The organism is Maricaulis maris (genome assembly GCF_003634045.1).
GTDB classification, from domain to species: Bacteria; Pseudomonadota; Alphaproteobacteria; order Caulobacterales; family Maricaulaceae; genus Maricaulis; species Maricaulis maris.
Map to the genome: position 1 here is coordinate 101,075 of NZ_RBIM01000005.1, position 15,852 is coordinate 116,926.

A 15,852-nucleotide genomic window follows, 5' to 3' on the forward strand; every position below is an offset into this window, starting at 1 on the left:
CGTCAGCCCTGGCGCCGTGCGGCATGCACCGCTGCGGCCAGTCGTTTCACCAGGCCGGTCGCCCCGTCGACACCGCCCGCATGCATGGCGTCGACAATGGCCGATCCGACCACGACAGCATCGGCCCGCTTGGCGATCGCTTCGGCCTGTTCCGGCTCGCGAACGCCAAATCCCACCGCAACCGGCAGGCCGGACGCGGCCTTGACCCGGTCGACAGCGGCACCCACTTCGGTGACAACGCCGGTTCCGGCCCCGGTCACCCCTGTCGTCGAAACGTAATAGACGAAGCCCGCCGTATTGGCGACCACGGTCGCCAGACGGTCATCATCGGTGGTCGGGGTGGCCAGGCGGATCAAGGCAATGCCTTGTTTCGTCAGCGCCGTGCGCAGTTCGTCGTCTTCCTCCGGTGGCACGTCGACACAGATCAGCCCGTCAACGCCAGCCTTGGCAGCGGCCTTGGCAAAGGCTTCCCAGCCCATCGAGAAGATCGGATTGGCATAGCCCATCAGGACCAGCGGCGTGGTCTTGTCCTGTTTGCGGAACTCGGTCGCCTGGGCGAGCGTGCCGTTCAGCGTCATCCCCGCCTCCAGCGCCCGCAGCGCCGAGGCCTGGATGGCCGGGCCGTCGGCCGCCGGATCGGTAAAGGGCATGCCCAGCTCGATCACATCGGCGCCAGCCGCGGGCAGCGCATTCAACAAGCCCTGACTGTCACCATCGCCGGCCATCATATAGGCGACAAATCCGGCACGATTATAGGCGGAGAGCTCCGCGAAACGGGTGGTGAGGCGGTTGGTCATTCTTGTCTCAATTCTCGGGGTCGCAGTCGCCGGCCACACAGCCCAGCAATATCAGTCCATACAGCGGGAAAAGCGCCAAAGCGCCGACATTGTTGGCGGCGCCTTCCAAGCTGACACGCGAGCCAAAGACGCGAATTTGTTGAACCTCAGCCAAGCCCACACACTCGTTTCGCGGGCCGTCATCTCCGGTGTTCGAGGACCGCTCATAGACTGTGCCGCAGATGGTATCGGCTTCGCGATACGGCTGGTTCATCATCATTCGTTCGCCCGTGCTCAGGGAGAGTGCCAAACTCCCCCTGTGGTCCTGCGCCATCGCAATGGCTTCATCCGCGTTGTCGCGAGACGGCGCGAGTTCGTAAAAGCCATTGGACGCGCATGCGGGCAAGGCTGCGGCGAGTGCCAAGCAGGTCAGGATCCGTCGAATCATCACTGTTCCGCGCCCAGCCGCCGCGTCTTGTTCGGCATGCCCTTTTCATCGCGGCCGATTTTAGGCCCGGGTGTCTTGGCTGATAGCGTCTTCACGATAGCACTCAAGCCTGCTTCTTCTTCGCATCCACAAAGGCTCGCAGCACGGCATTCATGCGCGTCTGATAGCCTTTTCCGCTCTCCTTGAAGAAGGCAATGATGTCGTCGTCAAGGCGCAAGGTGACCTGTTTTTTCGTTACAGGCATGCGAAACTCGGCTCTAGCGAACCATGCCTCGTCCAACTCGGGGATGTCGGAATAGTCGATGTCCTCGTCGGGCATGTTCTCAATCTCGGCGATCCGTGCTTCGGAGACATGGATGTCACTGAGCTTCTTGCGGATAGTGGCCATGATAGAGCGCCCTTTCTTTCTTGTTGGCCCGCCTTGCCGAGATGAGGCGTGTGCGGCCCTGCCTGTCAGTATGAACGATGGCGACGATGGCGCGGCTTTTGATGAGTCCGATCGATATTTCGCGAAGTTCGCCATAGTCCATCCGGTCATCGACGATTGTGAAAACCGGTCCGTCAAAAGCCTGGATGGCTTCCTGGAAGCTCAGCTTGTGTTTGGCGATATTCGCCGCGTTCTTCGCCTCGTCCCATTCGAACAGGGTTGATTGTAACTACAAATGTCACTACAATCAACCGCGCTGTAGAATGTGGCCCTGGCTACAGCTCCACCCCCAGCATGCGCGCCACTTGCGGCACGTCCTTGTCGCCGCGGCCGCACATATTCATCAGGATGACGCCGTCGGGGCCCAGCTCATTTGCGAGATCGCGGACGCGGGCGAGGGCGTGGCTGGGCTCCAGCGCCGGGATGATGCCTTCCAGCTTGGTGCAGAGCTGGAACATCTCCATCGCTTCCTCATCAGTGGCGGAGACGTATTCGGCGCGTTTCATGTCGTGCAGGAAGGCGTGCTCCGGGCCGATGCCGGGATAGTCGAGGCCGGCAGAAATCGAGTGGGCGTCGATGATCTGGCCGTCATCATCCTGCAGGAGATAGGTCTTATTGCCGTGCAGGATGCCCGGGCGGCCGCCTTTCAGCGAGGCGGCATGCTTGCCGGTCTCGACGCCATGGCCGGCGGCCTCGACGCCGATCAGGCGAACCTCCTCATCCTCGATGAAGGGATGGAATAGCCCCATCGCGTTCGAGCCACCCCCAATGCAAGCCACACAGGCGTCCGGGAGGCGGCCCAGTCGGTCCATCATCTGGGCCCGGGCCTCGCGGCCGATGATCGACTGGAAGTCGCGGACCATGGCCGGATAGGGGTGCGGGCCGGCGACCGTGCCGATGACGTAGAAAGTGTCTGATACATTGGTCACCCAGTCCCGCAGCGCCTCATTCATGGCGTCCTTCAGCGTGCCGGTGCCGGCGGTCACCGGGATCACTTCGGCGCCGAGCAGTTTCATGCGGAAGACGTTCGGCGCCTGCCGCTCGACATCGGTGGCGCCCATGAAGACAGTGCAGGGAATGCCGAAGCGTGCCGCCACGGTCGCCGTCGCCACACCATGCTGGCCGGCGCCGGTCTCGGCGATGATACGGGTCTTGCCCATGCGACGGGCCAGCAAGACCTGACCGAGGCAATTATTGATCTTGTGGCTGCCGGTATGGTTCAGCTCGTCGCGCTTGAACCAGATCTTGGCGCCGCCGAAATCTTCGGTCAGCCGTTCGGCGAAATAGATCGGGCTGGGCTTGCCGACATAATCCTTCAGGAACAAGTCCATCTCGGCCCTGAAGGCCGGGTCGAGCTTGGCCGCCTCATAGGCTTTTTCCAATTCGAGAATGTTCGGCATCAGCGTTTCGGCAACGAAACGACCGCCATAATTGCCAAAGCGGCCGTCCAGGTCGGGCCAGGCCGACAGCGCATTCGGTCGTGTGTCGGCAGAGACGGTTTCGCTCATGGCACGCTCCTGTGCGCTGGAAGGGGACTCAGCAGGCTGCCAGGGCAGCCGCGAAGTCGGCAATGCGCGCCGCGTCCTTGATGCCGGGCGCGCTTTCGATACCGGAGGAGACATCCACCGCCCCGGCTCCGGCAGCCGCGACAGCGGCGCAGACATTGGTGACATCAAGCCCGCCGGACAAGAGCCATGGCACGGAAATCTGCAGCGATTTCAGCAAAGCATAATCATAGCCATGACCCAGCCCGCCCGGCCGATCGGCACCGGCCGGCGGTTTGGCATCAAAAAGCAACATGTCGGCGACACGGTCATAGGCTTTGGCCGCCGCCAGATCGCTGGCTTCGGCCACCGGCAAGGCCTTGATAATGCCTCGCTTTGCATAAGCCCGGGCCTGGATGACGCGTTGCGGACTTTCCGAGCCGTGCAGTTGGACCCAGTCCGGCCGCATGGCGTCGCGAATCTGGGCCAGCAGGTCGTCATCCGGATTGACGGTCACGGCCACGGTCTCGCTCGATTGGGTCAGGTGACACAGCTCTCCGGCCAGAGCGGGCGAGACATGCCGCGGGCTTTTCGGGAAAATCACATACCCTGTCCAGCGCGCTCCGGCCCGTTCGGCCGCCGCGACATCCCGTCCGGTTTTCAATCCGCAGAACTTGATATCGGTCATGGGCGGAGCGTTAGCGGTTTCAAGGGCGCGGGGGAAGTCTTCTGTGAAGCGAGGCCAGGGCACCCGTCCCAAGGGGGGGCATGACCAGAATTCTGCGCGACGCGCAGGTTGACCCATAAATCCCATGGCAGCCAGCGGGCCGCATCGGGCTCTTGAGGTCAAGGGCGCCGTCGGCGCCGCTTCGCGGGCATGCCCTTGAGCTCAAGAGCCCGATACGGCTGTCTCCCGGCAAGGGCTTTAAGGCGACGTACGTGCTTCGCGCGATGATCGGGCCTCAGCCGGCATATCTCTCAGGGCTGACCATTCACCACCGCCTTCCCCGCCTCGGGGAAAGCCGGTTCGGAGCGGTTGAGGCAGAACGCCATGGGCTGGAACAGCATCCAGGCGATGAAGGCCTTGATCTTGGGTTCTCGCGCGCGGGTCGGATCGAAGACCATGTAATGGGCATCGTCCTGGTCGAGCTCGGCGTGGAAGGGCGCGACCAGGGCGCCTGACGCGATCTGCTCGGCGAAATAGATTGGCGAGACCATGGTCGCGGCATCGCCCGAAGCGATCGCGGCGGAGACTTCCATGGTCTGGGTTTCCAGTTCGAGCGCGGGGCGTTCGGGCAGGCGTGACGCGTCGCCACCGGCCAGGGTGAACCAGGCCCGCCACCAGCCCATCGGGCCAAACAGGCGCAGTTTCAAAAGGTCTTCTGGCTGATTGAAGGGACCAAAACGCTCGGCGGCCGCCCGCGAGACCAGTGGCGCCGTGGTGTCACCGAACAGGCGGCGGGCCTCGAGGCCCGGCCATTCGCCCTTGCCGATGCGGATGCCGATATCGGCCTCGCCGGCCTTGATGTCGACCAGGTCGGAGCGGCTGTCGATACGCACGGCCAATTGCGGGTTCTCAAGCTGGAAAGCGCCGATGCGCGGGACCAGCCAGTTCGAGCAGAAAGTGGGCAGGGCGGTGACCGAGAGCACGCTGTCGCGATCCTCGCGGACATCACGGAAGGTGCGCTCCAGCAAGCGGAAAGCATCCGAAGTGCCGCGCGCCAGCCGGGCGCCGCGCGGGGTCAGTTCGACATGGCGGGCCTTGCGTTCGAACAGGGCAAAGCCGAGCCGGTCTTCCAGCTGCTTGACCTGATAGCTGACGGCGGCCTGGGTCATGCCGAGGGTCTCGCCGGTGCGCGTAAAATTGCCCAGCCGGGCCGCCGTCTCGAAGACGCGGATGGCATTGATCGGTGGGAGATTTGCCGGGTTACTCATCAGTACTACTTATGTCAGACCCCTGAGAACGCGTTGGTCACTGCCACGATATGGTCCCTATATCAAGTCATCGCTTGAGACGGAGGCGGCCATGACATTGACCGAATTGATGATTGAAACAACTGAGCCACGGCTCGTGAGCGCGGTCATTCCGCGGCATTCAGGGCGCCGCGACTGGTTGGGCTGGATGGTTCGACGCTTTGCCTGGCTGGACGGCCATGCCGATTGGAACCGCAAGGTCTGACGCTCAGACCTGCCCCCTGAATACGGCCGATGCCTGATGCCGATAGGCATTGGCCGCATAGGCGGTGAGGTCGGTCGGCGCCGTTGATGCCGATGACGTTGCCGATTGCGTATCAGCCTGTCGCATTTCCGCGATCTGCTGGTTCAGCGAGGGTTGCAGCTTCTCCCCAGGCGCTGCGGTCTCGCCCTCACCGCCTGCTTCGCCGCGTTGGCGACTGAGCTCGGCGCGCGCTTGGGCGATCTTGGAGTCGGCCAGCGCGGCGACTTTGCGATCCTGGCCCGAGGGTTCGACCGGCGCCAGCGCGGCGGCCTTGACCTGCTGCATCTTGTCGATCGTGGCCTGCGGGTCGCCCCGGATCTCGCTGGCATCGATGGGGACTTCGCCGCCGACGGCGTAAGAGCGGCCGTCCGGGCCTTTCTGGAAGGTGTAGCTGGCGGCGCCGGCATATTGCCCGCCGACGGCCTGGTGTGCCCGTTCATGAGCCCGGACTTCGCGATCACGCGCCTTCAGCGCGTCGACCTGTTTGCGCTCATTGTCGGACAGCGCGTCTGGGGCCTTTGCCTTGGCGCCGCCGCTACAGCCACCGCAAGCCGCACTGCCGCACGACCCGCAGGCCGTCAGCCGGTTGGTTTGCTCGGTGGCAATCGTCCTTGCGGCCCGGGCAATGGCCGGGGTCGAGACGACAGAGGACACAGAAGACGCGATCATCCCCGCGATCATCGCGGAGGCGCATTAAACGCTCGTAAAGGGAATCGGTAAAACGCCCGCGGATGCCAGTCCTGCCAGGCGATTTCCGTCAGGCGATTTCGGGATTGCTCTCGCGCGAGGCATCGACGCGTTCGCGCAATTCCTTGCCGGTCTTGAAGAAGGGAACGTGCTTTTCCTTTACCGCGACACTTTCGCCGGTGCGCGGGTTGCGACCGACCCGGGAGGGACGGTGGCGAACCGAAAAGGCACCAAACCCGCGAAGCTCGACACGGTCTCCCTCAGCCAAGGCGTCAGTGACACCATCGAGGATGGTATTGACGACGCGCTCCACATCGCGGTGATAAAGATGGGGATTGGCCTCGGCCAATTTGTCGATCAATTCCGACTTGATCATGCTAACCCTCCGCGAGTGAATATCGAATTCTTACGTCTGGCGTCCGCGCCGTCAATCCACACCGATAATATTGGTCAATAAAAAACGGCCGGAGCGTGGGCTCCGGCCGTTCTTCATGACCCGTAGGGCAAGACAAATCCTAGCTGTCGGACTTGTCTTCGTTCTCGCGCAGGGCGGCGCCGAGGATGTCACCCAGCGACGCGCCGGCATCCGAGGAACCATACTGCTCGACAGCTTCACGCTCTTCGGAGATCTCGAGTGCCTTGATGGAAAGCGAGATGCGGCGCGTGCCCTTGTCGATATTGGTGATGCGGGCATCGACCTTTTCGCCGACCGCAAAACGTTCCGGACGCTGCTCGCCGCGATCGCGGGACAGGTCGGACTTGCGGATGAAGGCTTTGACCGGGCTGTCATCGCCGAAGGACACTTCGATGCCGCCCGACGTCACTTCCGTGACGGTGCAGGTCACGGTGTCGCCGCGGCCAACGCCGGATGAATCCATCGGATCACCGGCCAGCTGCTTGATGCCCAGGGAGACGCGTTCCTTCTCGACGTCGACATCGAGAACCTTGGCGTCAACCATGTCGCCCTTCTTGAAGCCTTCAATGGCTTGCTCGCCCGACTGATCCCAGGAGATGTCGGAGAGGTGGACCATGCCGTCGATATCGCCTTCAAGGCCAACGAACAGACCGAATTCGGTGATGTTCTTGATCTCGCCCTGGATGGCGGTACCGGACGGGAAGTTCTCGGCGAAGACTTCCCACGGATTGCGCTGGGTCTGCTTGACGCCCAGCGAGATGCGGCGCTTGTCGGCGTCGACATCGAGGACCATGACCTGGACTTCCTGGGAGGTCGACAGGATCTTGCCCGGGTGGACGTTCTTCTTGGTCCAGGACATTTCGGAGACGTGGACGAGGCCTTCAACGCCCTCTTCCAGTTCCACAAAGGCACCGTATTCCGCGATATTGGTGACGCGGCCTTCGAAGGTCGCACCCACCGGGTATTTCGCAGCGACGCCTTCCCACGGATCGGACATGAGTTGCTTCATGCCGAGCGAGATGCGCTGGGTTTCCTTGTTGATCTTGATGATCTGGACTTTGACCGTCTGGCCGACTTCCACCACTTCAGACGGGTGGCCGACGCGGCTCCACGACATGTCGGTGACGTGCAGCAGGCCGTCAATGCCGCCAAGGTCAACGAAGGCACCGTAATCGGTGATGTTCTTGACGACGCCGTCGCGGGCTTCGCCCTCGGCCAGCTGGCCGACGAGTTCAGCGCGCTGCTCGGCACGGCTTTCTTCCAGAACGGCGCGGCGCGAGACCACGATATTGCCGCGCGGACGGTCCATTTTCAGGATCGCGAACGGCTGTTCCTGGTTCATCAGCGGGCCGACATCGCGGACCGGACGGATATCAACCTGGGAACCCGGCAGGAAGGCGGAAGCGCCACCCAGATCCACAGTGAAACCACCCTTGACGCGACCGACGATGGCACCATTGACCGGGTCCTTCTTGTCGAAGGACTTCTCAAGACGATCCCAGCTCTCTTCGCGGCGTGCTTTGTCGCGCGAAAGGATGGCGTCGCCGAGGGCGTTTTCGATGCGCTCGAGGTAAACCTCGACATGGTCACCCACTTTGGGGGTTTCAGAACCCGGGCCGGTGAATTCGCGCAGCGGGATACGGCCTTCGGTCTTGAGGCCGACATCGACAACCACATCGCCATTTTCGACTGCGGTTACGGTGCCCTTGATGACCTGGCCTTCAGCCAGATCGCGCCCAGCCAGGCTGGCTTCCAGCATGGCGGCGAAATCATCGGTCGACGGGGTAAGAGATTCTGTAGACATGTTAAAGGGTTGCTCCGATGCGACGAGGTTCGATCTGGTCGTGTGTATCTCGTCGCTTGGCCGGGTTCGGCCGGTTGGAATTTGAACATTGTGGGCGCCCGCAACGGGTCCGTGGCCTGCAGGGTCACGGTATCCGTCGTCAGAACACCCGGCTATCTGCTGCCTTGCTATCGACAGGATCACGCCTTTTGGCGCTTTTCCACAATTGAGACGGCTTGGGCAACGGCCGCGTCTATACTCAAGGATGACGTGTCTAGCAAGGTCGCGTCGTCGGCGGGGCGCATCGGGGCGTCGGCCCGTTCGGCATCGCGCCGGTCCCGTTCGCGGGTCTGGGCGAGCATTTCGCCGAGACTGATCGTCTCGCCACAGGCTGTCAGTTCCTCCCAGCGCCGCCTGGCGCGGGTGCTGCTATCGGCGGTCACATAAAGTTTCACGTCGGCGTCCGGGCAGATCACGGTGCCGATATCGCGGCCGTCGAGGACAGCGCCGCCCGGCTGGGTGGCGAAATCACGTTGCAGCTCGAAAAGCGCATTGCGAACACCGGTGAGGACCGCGATGCGCGACGCCATGGCACCGGCTTCGGCGGTCCGGATGCGGACCTCGTCGATTTCCGCGATCTTCAACGAACGCGCCGCCCTGGCGCAGGCTTGTTCGTCCGACGGATCGATGCCGGCATCCAGCACCGCCACCCCGGTCGCCCGGTAGAGTGAGCCGGTGTCGAGATGGGGCAGGCCGAACCGCGCCGCCAGGGCACGGGCAATTGTGCCCTTTCCGGACGCCATGGGACCATCGACCGCGATGATCATGCGATCGGTTCCAAGGTGCCGCCGAGGGTTTCGACATGGGTGAAAAAGTCGGGATAGCTGGTCGCGATCATGGCCACATCGTCGACCGATGACGGTGTCTGGGCGCCAAGGCCGATCACCAGCCCGCTCATTGCCAGGCGGTGATCATGGTGGGTCAGCGTTGTGCCGCCGCCGGGCACGCCGCCGATACCCAGGCCGGTGACGGCCAGGCTGTCCTCGCCCTCTTCGACCGGAACACCATTGGCGCGCAGCAGTGCGGCGCTGCCGGCAAGACGATCGCTCTCCTTGGCGCGCAATTCTTCCAGTCCCGGCATGTGGGTGACGCCATCAGCAAAGGCGGCAGCAACGCACAATACGGGATATTCATCGATCATCGAAGGCGCCCGTTCGGCCGGCACGGTGATGCCGGAGAGCCGGCTGTGGCGGACACGGATATGCATCGTTTTCTCGCCGGCCATGTCGGGGCCGGAGGTCAGCGTGATGTCGGCGCCCATCTCGCGCAGCGTGTCGATCAGCCCGGTGCGGGCGGGATTGTCCATCACGCCTTCCAGCGTGATGTCCGAGCCGGGCACGATCAGTGCCGCGACGATGGCAAATGCTGAGGAGGAGGGGTCGCCGGGCACGTCGACCGGGCAGGCGGTCAGGGTTTGCGGGCCGGTCAGTGAGACCGTGGTAGCGGCACCGTCGCGAACAACATCCAGCGCGACGCCAAACGCCCTGAGCATGGTTTCGGTGTGATCGCGGGTGATCTGCGGCTCGTGCACAATGGTGGTGCCGCTCGCGCCCAGGGCCGCCAGCAGGACGGCCGACTTCACCTGGGCCGAGGCGATCGGTGGGGTGTAGCGGATTGCCTTGAGCGGGCCGCCATCCAGCTGTGCCGGAAGTCGCCCGTCAGTCGTCGAGAAGCGGGCCCCCATCTCGCCGAGCGGATCGGTGACCCGTCGCATCGGACGCGACGACAGGCTTTCATCGCCGATGAATTCGGCGCTGGCACCGGTTCCGGCCACTGCGCCCATCATCAGGCGGACGCCGGTCCCGGCATTGCCGAAATCGAGGGCCTCGGCCGGGGTCTGGAATCGCCCGCCCGTGCCGATCACTTGCCAGCGTCCCGGGCCGAGATGCATGACCGTCGCGCCGAGTGCAGCTGCTGCCCGTCCGGAATTTATGACATCATCACTTTCGAGCAATCCGGTGATTTCGGTGACGCCGTTTGCCAGCCCGCCCAGAATGAAGGCGCGATGCGAAATCGACTTGTCTCCCGGGGCTTTGATGGTTCCGGACAGCGTCGTTGCAGGCTTTGCCCGCATGGCGCCCGCGGGGCGCGAAGAAATAGGGGTCATCAACGGATTGGCAAGGTTTGAGGTGACATGACGGCGATGAGGTTTTGACAGAGCGCGGTGATCGTGGCAACGGGTCCCGCCGAAATTGAAAACTGGTTATGTAGGGATGTCATGGCCAAGCCTGAATTGGGAAGCAAGCGCGCCTGCCCCAGCTGCAGCGCCAAATTCTACGATCTCGGACGCCGGCCGGCCCGCTGTCCGAAGTGTGGGAATGAGTTTGACCCGGAGCGCGAAGACCCGCGTCTGAAGGCCAAACTTGAAACCGTCGACGAGGATGACGCGCCGAAAAAGGTCGTCAAGAACGATGATGATGACGGGTATGGCGATGAGGCGGACGATACGCCGGAAGTCGATGCCGGCTCGGATGTACTCGTCAGCGACAATGATGATGATGACGATGATGACGCGTCCGGCCTGAGCGATGACCTGCCTGACGGGTTCGGTGAGGACGGCGTTGACGACGATGATGACGACGATGATGACGACGACACCGGCGTCCTCCTTGATGACGAGGATGATGAGGATTTCGGCGAGTTCAACATCGACAAGGACGAGGACCTCTAGGCCTCTGCTGTTGCGCTGCATTTGACGCGCAAAAGAGGCTTGATCCCGGTGAAAACCGGGACTAGGTTCCGCGCCTCTCGCCGAGGGCATGATCCTGATTGCCCACGGTGACCCGAGTTTCGGGGCCATAGCTCAGTTGGGAGAGCGCTTGCATGGCATGCAAGAGGTCGTCGGTTCGATTCCGTCTGGCTCCACCAAGATCAAACCCCGCCGGTTCCGGCGGGGTTTTTTCTTGAAACAACGGACAGGATTCGGAATTTCGTTGTTCGGTCAGTCGGGCATATCATTCCAACCCAGCCGCAGCTGCCAGGCGGCGCGCCGGGCCGCCACGTCGTCGTCGGATGTGTTGGCCTGCTCGTCGGCGAGCACCGCGGCTTGCTGTGCCGCGTCATCATCGCCCAGCTCGGCCGCGAGCTCGTAGAGGACCCTCGCCTCGACCGGGTCGGTCTCACCCCAGCCCGGGTCCAGCCAGCTGTCTGCGAGTGCGATCAGCGCCAGCGTATCGCCGGCCTCTGCCCCGGCCTCCCAGGCCCGCCGGGCGGCGTCCGGGTCAAGTGGACCGGCCAAACCTTCGGCGGCACCGATTCCGAGAATATAGTGGGCCCGCATCAGGTCGGATTGCCGGTCCAATGCGTCGCGGGCCAGGGTGACGGCTCGCGCCGCGTCGACCTCGCCATCACCGTCAAACATCAGGGTTTCTGCCAGTGTCAGGCTGGCGAGCGGACCGAGTTCGACGTCGGACAACAGGGTTTCCAGGATGGCGATGGCTGCGTCGCGCTCGCCGTCATAATCATACAACATCAACTCGGCGAGATCGTGACCGGCGGACGGATCCGCGGCCTGCCAAGCGAGCTCGAAGAAGGCGCGGGCGCGGTCGATATCCGGGTCGACGCCGAATCCGTCGCGATAGATCACGCCGAGCATGTGATTGGCGGGAGCCAGGCCGGCATCCGCCGCCTGCACCAGCCAGTACCGACCCGTTACCGTGTCGGGTTCGCCCTCTTCGGGAAAGCTGAGTTCATAGCCGTAGGCATAGGCCGCCTCCGGGTCGCCGCTCTCGGCCATTTCCCGCAGGCTGGGGGGTGGGGTCTGGGCCATGGCAGGGGCGCTTCCCAGCGCCAGCCAGCCGGCCAATAGGCATGCACCCAGCAGACATATGCGCAGCATGTCGGGTCTCCTGACAATCTCAAGCGTCAGGTCACCACAATCTTGCTGAACCGGTGATGAGTACCCTGTTCAGGCGGTTCAGGCCGCGTCGCTGGCCGGTTCTCCCGCCAGGACAGCGTGAACGGCGTCGGTATTGGGCGCGGCACGCAGACGTTGGCGGACATCCTCACGGCGCAGCAGGCGGGAAACCCGGGCCAGAGCCTTGAGATGTTCCGCGCCGGCGTTTTCAGGCGCCAGCAGCATGAAGATGAGATCCGCGGGCCGACCATCGATGGATTCGAAGTCGACCGGCGTTCGGAGCCGGGCGAAGACGCCGACCACTTCGTCCACACCGCTCAAGCGGGCATGGGGAATGGCGACGCCCTGTCCGACTCCGGTCGAGCCGAGGCGTTCGCGCTGGAGCACGGCATCGAAAATCGTCCGGGACGCTTGTCCCGTCAGACCGGCAGCCAGTTCGGACATGGCCTGGAGGGCCTGTTTCCGGCTGGACGCACCCAAATCAATGCTCACGCCCGCATTCGGGATCAAATCTGCTAACGCCATTGTTCGACTACTCGCTCCTAGGCCGGCTCTGAGCGATCTTCCCGCGCCGGGTTCAGCCATCCGATATGGCCGTCCGGTCGCCGGTAGACGATGTTGAGACCACCATTGGCGGCGTTGCGGAACATGAGGAAGGACGAATCCGCCGCATCCAGTTCCAGCGACGCCATGCCCACGGTCAGGGTGCGGACTTCTCCGACCTGTTCCGCGATGACGATCGGCTCCGGCGCACCATTGAGCGGCGCGCCACTTGTGTCGTCCTCCTCATAATCGTCCTCATCTTCAACATGGCTGTCGCGCATGCCCTTGAGGACGACGATGGGGAGACTTTCGGCCGGAAGTTCGGCCTTGTTGTCATTGTGGTGGTTCTTCAGTTTCCGCTTGTAGCGGCGGAGGCGCTTCTCCAGGCGCTCCATCGTGTTTTCCGCTGCCTTGTAGGCGTCATCGGCTTCGCCGTGGGCCTGCAGCATCACCCCCGAGGGCAGATGCACTGAACATTCGACGCGAAAGCCTGTGCCCTCGCGCGAAATCGATACATAAGCTTCACCGGGACGGTTGAAGTATTTGGCAACTCCGTCTTCGACGCGGCCGAGAATTTGCTCCCGCAGCGCGCCACTGACGTCGATACCCTTGCTGACCACCTGAATATGCATGCGCTCCTTCCCGCCGGCCATACACCGGCACGTGAGGCGTTGACGTGCAGTTCCGCCTCTCCTCGGAAAGCGGGCGGAACCTAGTCGCGGGCCGCGGGGGGAGTCAATGACTGTTCTCCGGATGCCAGCGGGCCGCGATCTCGGTGGAGATTTCCACCGGGGCGCCCGGACAAGCGATCCCTAGCCAGCACGTTTGAGCATACGACGACGCTGGACCGAGGACGGGATGTTGAGCGCCTCCCGGTATTTGGCCACAGTCCGGCGTGCGATTTCAATCCCTTCATCACGCAATTGTTCGACGAGGCTGTCATCGGACAGCACGTCATCGGCCGATTCCTGGCCGATCATCGTCTTGATCCGATGGCGGACAGCCTCGGCAGAGTGGGCTTCCCCGCCTCCGGCCGACGGGATTGCGGAGGTGAAAAAATATTTCAGTTCAAACATGCCGCGCGGAGTTGCGACATACTTGTTCGAGGTGACCCGGCTGACGGTCGACTCATGCATGCCGATCGCGTCGGCCACGGTTTTCAGGTTGAGCGGGCGCAGATAGGCGACGCCATGGGCCAGGAACATGTCCTGCTGGCGCACGATCTCGCTGGCGACCTTCAGAATGGTCCGGGCGCGCTGATCGAGGCTTTTGACCAGCCAGGACGCATTCTGCGAGCACTCGGTGATGAAGGTCTTGTCGGTTTCCGACTTGGCGACGGCGGTGATCTCGTTGAAATAGCTGTTGTTGACCAGCACGCGCGGCAGGGTTTCCGAGTTCAACTCGACCTGCCAGCTGCCATCCGGCGACTGGCGGATGAAGACATCGGGTTCCACGGCGCGGGTCGAATCGACCCCGAAGGCATGACCCGGCTTCGGGGTCAGGGCGCGGATCTCGGCGATCATCTCGTCGAGATCCTCATTATCGACACCGCACAGTGATTTCAGCGCGGCATAGTCGTGCTTGGCCAGGCGTTCCAGATTGTCGAGCAGGGTGGCCATGGCCGGGTCGAGCCGGTTCTTGTCCTTGAGCTGCAGGGCCAGGCATTCCGGCAGGTCGCGTGCCATCACGCCGGCAGGATCGAAAGTCTGGGTCAGGACGAGCACCGCTTCCACGCGTGCCCGGTCGACGCCGAGCTGGGCCGCGATCTCATCGAGATCGGAGCGCATGTATCCGTCATCATCGGCGAGATCGATCAGGTGGGCGCCGATCAGGCGGTCGATCGGATCGCGGGCGGCGACCGAGAGCTGATTGTGCAGGTGATCGGCGAGGGAGATGTCGCGCGAGGAATTGGCGATCGCGTCATAATCTTCGCTGGCCGGGCCGCGACCGCTTCCGGCGGTATAGTTCGAACCGGCACCGGCGCCCATGGCTGCGCCGCTCTCGACACCTTCAACGCCGGACAGGTCCGACTTCGAATCATCGCCGTGCATCATGTCGGTATCGGCATCCATCGAATCATTGGCGTCGGCCGATGGTGCCGCGAGTTCCAGCTCGCGCGGCTCGCCCTGACCTTCTTCGCGCAATGATTCGGTGGATGTGTCGCGATCATCGCGTTCGAGCAACGGATTGCGTTCCAGTTCGCCTTCAACGAACTCGGCAAGCTCGATATTCGAGAGCTGCAACAGCTTGATGGCTTGTTGGAGCTGGGGTGTCATCACCAGGGATTGTCCCTGACGCATGTCCAGCTTCTGCATCAATCCGGCCATGTGAACCTCTGTTTGGTACGTTTCATGCAGAGGTTAATCAGCCAAAGCTTTCTCCGAGATAAACGCGGCGCACGTCTGGGTCGGCGCGGATCTGGGCCGGCGAGCCTTCGAACAGCACTTCACCCTCGTGAATGATCGTGGCTCTGTCCGTGATTTCAAGGGTTTCGCGGACATTGTGGTCGGTAATAAGAATCCCGATTCCCCGCTCTTTCAAAAAACGGATCAGGTCGCGGATATCGGTGATGGCCAGCGGATCAATGCCGGCAAAGGGCTCATCCAGAAGCATGAAGGAGGGGCGGGTCGCCAGGGCGCGGGCGATTTCCATGCGACGCCGTTCGCCGCCGGACAGTGACGGTGCCGGGGCCTTGCGCAGGTGCGATATGCGCAGCTCTTCCAGCAATTGATCGACCAGGGCATGGCGGGCATCGCGGTCTTTCTCGACCACTTCGGCAACAGCCAGAATGTTCTGTTCCACGGTCATGCCGTGAAAAATCGATTTTTCCTGCGGCAGATAGCCGATGCCGAGCCGGGCGCGCTGATACATGGGCAGGCGCGTGATGTCCTCGCCATCCAGCAGGATGCGTCCGTAATCGGCTTCGACCAGGCCGGTGATCATGTAAAAACAGGTCGTCTTCCCGGCGCCGTTGGGGCCGAGCAGGCCGGCCACTTCCCCGCGCTGCAGGGATACCGAGACGCCTTTGACGACGGGCCGTTTGCGATAGGCCTTGCCGATCTGTTCGACGACGAGCCCGCCAGCCGGTTCGGTTTCGGCCGCAGGCATGGGTTCGGTAAGCGCCATGAAAAACGTGTCCTTGTGCCGGCAGCCGG

Annotated in this window: 19 protein-coding genes and 1 tRNA gene; 3 read left to right on the forward strand and 17 right to left on the reverse strand. The window is 63.0% G+C overall.

The features are described from left to right. Positions 1-2: 2 nt before the first annotated feature. The 7 genes from trpA to C7435_RS11315 all read right to left on the reverse strand — a co-directional run bounded on the left by trpA (position 3) and on the right by C7435_RS11315 (position 5,070). Complete coding sequence (trpA, locus tag C7435_RS11285; protein WP_121211589.1) at positions 3-797, reverse strand: tryptophan synthase subunit alpha; 795 nt, start codon at positions 795-797, stop codon at positions 3-5. A gap of 7 nt (positions 798-804) precedes the next feature. Further along, positions 805-1,224: a hypothetical protein gene (locus C7435_RS16975; protein ID WP_147422684.1), complete on the reverse strand. Its 420-nt coding sequence runs from the start codon at positions 1,222-1,224 to the stop codon at positions 805-807. A gap of 103 nt (positions 1,225-1,327) precedes the next feature. Further along, positions 1,328-1,612, reverse strand: coding sequence for a BrnA antitoxin family protein (locus C7435_RS11295; protein ID WP_075191449.1), 285 nt, complete (start codon positions 1,610-1,612; stop codon positions 1,328-1,330). Next, positions 1,584-1,868: a BrnT family toxin gene (locus C7435_RS17395; RefSeq protein ID WP_075191448.1), complete on the reverse strand. Its 285-nt coding sequence runs from the start codon at positions 1,866-1,868 to the stop codon at positions 1,584-1,586. Before C7435_RS17395 ends, C7435_RS11295 begins: the two co-directional genes overlap by 29 nt. Before the next feature lie 58 nt (positions 1,869-1,926). Continuing rightward, positions 1,927-3,159 (reverse strand): tryptophan synthase subunit beta, encoded by a 1,233-nt coding sequence (gene trpB, locus C7435_RS11305; RefSeq protein ID WP_121211593.1) that lies wholly within the window; start codon positions 3,157-3,159, stop codon positions 1,927-1,929. A gap of 28 nt (positions 3,160-3,187) precedes the next feature. Continuing rightward, a complete protein-coding gene (locus C7435_RS11310) occupies positions 3,188-3,823 on the reverse strand; it encodes a phosphoribosylanthranilate isomerase (RefSeq protein WP_121211595.1) in 636 nt (211 codons plus the stop codon). Positions 3,824-4,113: 290 nt separating this feature from the next. After that, positions 4,114-5,070, reverse strand: a complete 957-nt coding sequence (locus C7435_RS11315; RefSeq protein ID WP_121211597.1) for a LysR substrate-binding domain-containing protein — start codon at positions 5,068-5,070, stop codon at positions 4,114-4,116. Between the two features lie 91 nt (positions 5,071-5,161). Between C7435_RS11315 and C7435_RS17165 the strand changes: the two genes are divergently transcribed. Then, positions 5,162-5,314 carry a hypothetical protein gene (locus C7435_RS17165; protein WP_170150447.1) on the forward strand — a complete coding sequence of 51 codons (153 nt, stop codon included), beginning with the start codon at positions 5,162-5,164 and terminating at the stop codon, positions 5,312-5,314. 3 nt (positions 5,315-5,317) lie between these two features. Here C7435_RS17165 and C7435_RS11320 read toward each other — a convergent pair whose 3' ends face one another. From C7435_RS11320 to aroA, 5 genes are all read right to left on the reverse strand, one after another. Continuing rightward, positions 5,318-6,022, reverse strand: coding sequence for a putative metalloprotease CJM1_0395 family protein (locus C7435_RS11320; protein ID WP_233350761.1), 705 nt, complete (start codon positions 6,020-6,022; stop codon positions 5,318-5,320). Between the two features lie 88 nt (positions 6,023-6,110). Next, positions 6,111-6,416, reverse strand: a complete 306-nt coding sequence (locus tag C7435_RS11325; RefSeq protein ID WP_075191443.1) for an integration host factor subunit beta — start codon at positions 6,414-6,416, stop codon at positions 6,111-6,113. Between the two features lie 139 nt (positions 6,417-6,555). Further along, complete coding sequence (rpsA, locus tag C7435_RS11330) at positions 6,556-8,307, reverse strand: 30S ribosomal protein S1 (RefSeq protein ID WP_304441960.1); 1,752 nt, start codon at positions 8,305-8,307, stop codon at positions 6,556-6,558. 131 nt (positions 8,308-8,438) lie between these two features. Beyond that, positions 8,439-9,065: a (d)CMP kinase gene (gene cmk, locus C7435_RS11335; RefSeq protein WP_075191441.1), complete on the reverse strand. Its 627-nt coding sequence runs from the start codon at positions 9,063-9,065 to the stop codon at positions 8,439-8,441. Then, entirely contained in the window at positions 9,062-10,405 is a 1,344-nt protein-coding gene (gene aroA / locus C7435_RS11340; protein ID WP_121211600.1) for a 3-phosphoshikimate 1-carboxyvinyltransferase, read from the reverse strand. The genes cmk and aroA overlap by 4 nt, the downstream gene beginning before the upstream one ends. A gap of 111 nt (positions 10,406-10,516) precedes the next feature. Between aroA and C7435_RS11345 the strand changes: the two genes are divergently transcribed. Then, on the forward strand, positions 10,517-10,969 hold the full coding sequence (locus C7435_RS11345; RefSeq protein WP_075191439.1) for a TIGR02300 family protein: 453 nt from the start codon (positions 10,517-10,519) through the stop codon (positions 10,967-10,969). A gap of 121 nt (positions 10,970-11,090) precedes the next feature. Then, positions 11,091-11,166 (forward strand) — tRNA-Ala (locus C7435_RS11350). A 73-nt stretch (positions 11,167-11,239) separates the two neighbouring features. Here C7435_RS11350 and C7435_RS11355 read toward each other — a convergent pair. From C7435_RS11355 to lptB, 5 genes are all read right to left on the reverse strand, one after another. After that, on the reverse strand, positions 11,240-12,136 hold the full coding sequence (locus tag C7435_RS11355; protein WP_121211602.1) for a tetratricopeptide repeat protein: 897 nt from the start codon (positions 12,134-12,136) through the stop codon (positions 11,240-11,242). A 78-nt stretch (positions 12,137-12,214) separates the two neighbouring features. Continuing rightward, positions 12,215-12,679 (reverse strand): PTS IIA-like nitrogen regulatory protein PtsN, encoded by a 465-nt coding sequence (ptsN, locus tag C7435_RS11360; RefSeq protein WP_075191414.1) that lies wholly within the window; start codon positions 12,677-12,679, stop codon positions 12,215-12,217. A 17-nt stretch (positions 12,680-12,696) separates the two neighbouring features. Further along, a complete protein-coding gene (hpf, locus tag C7435_RS11365) occupies positions 12,697-13,329 on the reverse strand; it encodes a ribosome hibernation-promoting factor, HPF/YfiA family (RefSeq protein WP_075191484.1) in 633 nt (210 codons plus the stop codon). 180 nt (positions 13,330-13,509) lie between these two features. Beyond that, positions 13,510-15,024 carry an RNA polymerase factor sigma-54 gene (rpoN, locus tag C7435_RS11370; RefSeq protein WP_075191413.1) on the reverse strand — a complete coding sequence of 505 codons (1,515 nt, stop codon included), beginning with the start codon at positions 15,022-15,024 and terminating at the stop codon, positions 13,510-13,512. Positions 15,025-15,061: 37 nt separating this feature from the next. Beyond that, on the reverse strand, positions 15,062-15,823 hold the full coding sequence (gene lptB / locus C7435_RS11375) for an LPS export ABC transporter ATP-binding protein (protein WP_083635255.1): 762 nt from the start codon (positions 15,821-15,823) through the stop codon (positions 15,062-15,064). Between the last annotated feature and the right edge of the window lie 29 nt (positions 15,824-15,852).